The sequence below is a fragment of the Actinosynnema sp. NPDC023658 genome (assembly GCF_040639995.1).
Classification (GTDB): domain Bacteria; phylum Actinomycetota; class Actinomycetes; order Mycobacteriales; family Pseudonocardiaceae; genus Actinosynnema.
Genome location: NZ_JBFAAX010000533.1, coordinates 1 through 4,095, shown reverse-complemented (window position 1 = coordinate 4,095; position 4,095 = coordinate 1). Strand labels below are relative to the sequence as shown.

Annotated in this window: 5 protein-coding genes, 1 tRNA gene and 1 other RNA gene; 4 read left to right on the top strand and 3 right to left on the bottom strand. The window is 70.0% G+C overall.

Annotated elements, in window-relative coordinates:
- Window positions 1-284: 284 nt before the first annotated feature.
- Window positions 285-812: a hypothetical protein gene (locus tag AB0G02_RS30560; RefSeq protein WP_360800821.1), complete on the top strand. Its 528-nt coding sequence runs from the start codon at window positions 285-287 to the stop codon at window positions 810-812.
- 65 nt (window positions 813-877) lie between these two features.
- Here AB0G02_RS30560 and AB0G02_RS30555 read toward each other — a convergent pair.
- A tRNA-Ser gene (locus AB0G02_RS30555) sits at window positions 878-962 on the bottom strand.
- Window positions 963-1,076: 114 nt separating this feature from the next.
- Here AB0G02_RS30555 and AB0G02_RS30550 point away from each other — a divergent pair.
- Window positions 1,077-2,006: an iron-siderophore ABC transporter substrate-binding protein gene (locus AB0G02_RS30550; protein WP_360800818.1), complete on the top strand. Its 930-nt coding sequence runs from the start codon at window positions 1,077-1,079 to the stop codon at window positions 2,004-2,006.
- 9 nt (window positions 2,007-2,015) lie between these two features.
- Here AB0G02_RS30550 and AB0G02_RS30545 read toward each other — a convergent pair whose 3' ends face one another.
- Window positions 2,016-2,291 (bottom strand): hypothetical protein, encoded by a 276-nt coding sequence (locus tag AB0G02_RS30545; protein ID WP_360800815.1) that lies wholly within the window; start codon window positions 2,289-2,291, stop codon window positions 2,016-2,018.
- The gene (locus tag AB0G02_RS30540; RefSeq protein ID WP_360800812.1) at window positions 2,285-2,581 is read right to left on the bottom strand and encodes a hypothetical protein; all 297 of its coding nucleotides are present in this window, start codon (window positions 2,579-2,581) and stop codon (window positions 2,285-2,287) included. Before AB0G02_RS30540 ends, AB0G02_RS30545 begins: the two co-directional genes overlap by 7 nt.
- A 98-nt stretch (window positions 2,582-2,679) precedes the next feature.
- Here AB0G02_RS30540 and ffs point away from each other — a divergent pair.
- Window positions 2,680-2,776: signal recognition particle sRNA small type (gene ffs, locus AB0G02_RS30535), an RNA gene on the top strand.
- A gap of 30 nt (window positions 2,777-2,806) precedes the next feature.
- Window positions 2,807-4,095: DNA polymerase III subunit gamma and tau (locus tag AB0G02_RS30530; RefSeq protein ID WP_360800809.1), on the top strand; the 1,289-nt coding region annotated here is incomplete at its 3' end.

The following is a 4,095-nucleotide window of genomic DNA, read 5'->3' as shown; positions in this document are numbered from 1 at the left end:
GAGAAGGGTGTTCAGGTCTGTCGTCACAAACGGATCTTGAACACCCTTCGTCCGTCTCCGGACCTCACCCCGTCTTACGCATTACTCGTCTAGACCCCCGACAGGGAACCAGGCAGGGAAGCGGCCAGAGAGGCACCGGGGGACGGGACAGTTCCCCGACCGTCTCACGCTCGCAGCTGCGCTGCCGGAGAGCTGGCGACACCGGCTCACCGAGGGGCTGACTGACGACGATGACGGCGGCCCGGCCGGTGTCATGGTCCGGCATGCCCGGGCAAGATAGGTCGATGGGGACGACGCCACTGTGGGTGCCGCTGCTTGTGGCGGGCATGGGCCTTGTTGCCACCTTGACGGGTGTGCTGCTGACCGCCCGAAACGCGAGCCGCAGAGAAGACCTCAGGTGGAAGCGCGAGCGAGAGCGCGAACGTGAGCTATGGGCTCGTGAGGATGGCCAACGCACCTTGGACCATCGCGGAGAGGCGTACATCGACTTCTACACCAAGGTGCGTGAGTGTTCGCTGCGGATCCACGAGCACGGCTACGAGGGGGCCTCCCTACCGCCGCACTGGCAACTGCCCGCGTTCGAGAGCTTCCTTCGACTGCAGATCTTCGCGGTGCAGGGAGTGTCGGAGACAGCCTTGGAGGTCTACAAGTGCCTTCTCGACTGGGGGCTGGCCCAACCACCCGGTGCGGAGGAGCAGGAGGAGCCGACCAGCGAGGAGATCGACTTCAACACGGCGCTCAGCGCGTTCTTTGGGGCGGTGCGTCGGGACCTCGGCGTTGACCCACCGCAGCCTGATCCTGCCGTCGATTGAGCCCCGAACTGAGTACCCGCCAACGACAGAGCCCCGGTCACCTGACGGTGCCGGGGCTCTGGCTGCGGAGGATACGGGATTTGAACCCGTGAGGGGGTTAACCCAACACGATTTCCAGTCGTGCGCACTAGGCCACTATGCGAATCCTCCGCAGGAGAGCCTACCGGAGGCCCCGTGCGCCGCCCAAAACGGGTGGTCGTCGACCTCGCCCGGCCGTGCGGGCCACCTGCATAGGCCACCGATGTGTTCGGTTAGCCTTGCCTAATGAAGCGTGGTCTTGTGGTCGTCCTGTCCGCCCTGTTGCTGGCCGCCTGCGGAGGCGGTGGCGGTGGCGGTGGTGACGCCGGTCGGGCGTCCTCCGGCGTGACGGTCGACACCCGGTTCGGTCCCGTCACGATCGAGCAGCCGCCCAAGCGGGTCGTGGCGCTGGGCTGGTCGGACGCCGAGACCGCGCTCGCGCTCGGCGTGCAGCCGGTGGGCGCGAGCGACTGGCTGGCGTTCGGCGGCAAGGGCGTCGGACCGTGGGCCGAGGGGCTCTACCAGCAGGCGCCGACGCTGCTGGGCACCACGGAGGTCGACTACGAGGCCGTCGCCGCGCTCCAGCCCGACCTCATCCTGAACACCCGGTCCGACAACGACGAGAAGAAGCACGAGACGCTGTCCGGGATCGCGCCCACGATCGGTGCACCCAAGGACGTCATCCCGTACGGCACGTCGTGGCGGCAGCAGGTCGAGCTGGTCGCGAAGGCACTGGGCAAGGTGGCCGAGGGCGAGAGGATCATCACCGACCTGGACGCGAAGTTCGCCGCGAACCGGAAGTTCGACGGCACGACCGCCGTCGTCGGCGCGTACTTCGACGGCAAGTTCGGCGCGTACGTCTCCGGCGACCCGCGCGCCGACTTCATGCGGGCCGTCGGCTTCACCCCGCGCCGGGACGTCGAGGACCTGGCGTCCGGCACGTTCTACGTCGACATCTCGGCCGAGAGGCTGGACCTGCTGGCCGCCGACCTGACCGTGCTGTTCCCGATCGGCGGCGACGCCGCACCGCTCAAGGGCAACCCGCTGGTGCCGGAGAAGGCGTTGATCCTGGAGGACGAGAACCTGGTCAACGCCTTCTCCAGCGGGTCTTCGCTGGGCATGGCCTATGCGCTGGACCACGCCGTGCCGCTGTTCAGCGCGGCGCTGGGCCGGTGACGCGGCCGGCTAGCAGAACCAGCCGTCGACGACCCAGCCGTTCGCGTTGATGTGCCCGTAGGCGAAGCCGTAGACGTAGTTGCCGGACTTGGGGCCCTTCACCAGGAACGTCTGGCCCCGGTAGAGGGTGCCCATCCACGGGCCGTCGTTGGGCGCGGTGCGGACGTAGAGGTCGTTGGCGCACACGGTCTCGCGTTCGCCCACCGTGCCGTTGGCGGCCTGTGCGGGGGTCGCGGTGACCACCAGGGCCGCCGCGGCGACCAGTACCGACGCTGCTCTCACCACGAGTCGTACCCCCCGATGCACTCGAGCCGCAGGTAGCCCCAGTCGTTGGGGCCGAAGTCCATGGTCGCCGCCCACCCGTTGTAGACGGGGTGGGCGCCGGGCGTGTGGCCGATCTTGTTGCCGTAGGTCAGGGTCCGCTTGAACTCGACCGGCCCGGACGCGTGGTCGTAGTTGCCGTAGAAGCTCGCGGTCTGGCAGATCACGATGGCGTGCCGGGGTGGTACCGGGTCGGCCGCCGCCGTGCCGGCTGCGAGCAGCAGGGCGGTGCACGCGAGGACGAGTGCCCTCATGTGGTTCCTCCTTCACCGGGTTGTGCCACTAACCGGTGAAATTCTCCCGTGCGTGCGGTGGGTCCGGACAGAGCCAGTGGGGCGACCGGCTACACTTGCGTCGGACCTCGTGCGGCACACATCTCGCGAACCTCCCCAGGGCCGGAAGGCAGCAAGGATAAGCGGGCTCTGGTGGGTGCACGGGGTCCCCTTTCTTTGTCGGACCCTCCCGGTAAGGTCGCCGACGTGGCGCTCGCCCTCTACCGCAAGTACCGACCGGCGACCTTCGGCGAGGTCGTCGGGCAGGAGCACGTCACCGAACCGCTGCGCACCGCCCTGGCGGCCGGTCGGGTCAACCACGCGTACCTGTTCTCCGGGCCGCGCGGGTGTGGCAAGACGTCCAGCGCCCGGATCATGGCCCGCTCGCTGAACTGCGTGAAGGGCCCCACGCCCGACCCGTGCGGCGAGTGCAACTCGTGCGTCGGCCTCGCGCCCAACGGTCCGGGCAGCGTGGACGTGGTCGAGCTCGACGCGGCCAGCCACGGCGGCGTGGACGACGCCCGCGAGCTGCGCGACAAGGCGTTCTACGCGCCGGCCGAGTCGCGGTACCGCGTGTTCATCATCGACGAGGCGCACATGGTCACCACGCAGGGCTTCAACGCCCTGCTGAAGATCGTCGAAGAGCCGCCCGAGCACCTCATCTTCATCTTCGCCACCACCGAGCCGGACAAGGTGCTGCCCACCATCCGCTCGCGCACGCACCACTACCCGTTCCGGCTGATCCCGCCGAGCTCGATGCGGGCGCTGCTGGAGCGCAACTGCGCCGCCGAGGGCGTGGCGGTCGACCCGTCGGTGTTCCCGCTGGTGATCCGCGCGGGCGGTGGGTCGGCGCGCGACACGCAGTCGGTGATGGACCAGCTGCTGTCCGGCGCGGGCCCCGAGGGGGTGCGCTACGACCGGGCGATCTCGCTGCTCGGCGTCACGGACGTGGCGTTGATCGACGACGTGGTCGACGGCCTGGCGGAGGGCGACGGGTCGAGGGTGTTCGGCACCATCGACCGCCTGGTCGACGCGGGCCACGACCCGCGCCGGTTCGCCTCCGACCTGCTCGACCGGCTGCGCGACCTCGTGCTGCTGCACGCCGTGCCGGACGCGGCGCAGCGCGGCCTGGTGTCCGCGCCGGACGACGAGCTGGCCAAGATGGTCGCGCAACGCGACGCGACCCGGCCCGCGACCATCACCCGGTGGGCCGAGGTGCTGCACCAGGGGCTGACCGAGATGCGCGGCTCCACCGCGCCCCGCCTGCTGCTCGAACTGGTGACCGCGCGGATGCTGCTGCCGTCCGTGGGCGACGTCGAGTCGGGCCTGCTGCAACGCGTGGAGCAGCTGGAGCGCCACGGCCCACCCGCCGGTGGGGCCGGTCCGGCCGGGTCCGCGCCGGAGCCCAAGTTCCAGCGCCCCTCGCAACGCGCCGCCGACCCCGACCCCGCGCCGCCCGCCGCCGTGCCATCCGTGCCGGTGCCGCCCGGGGCAGC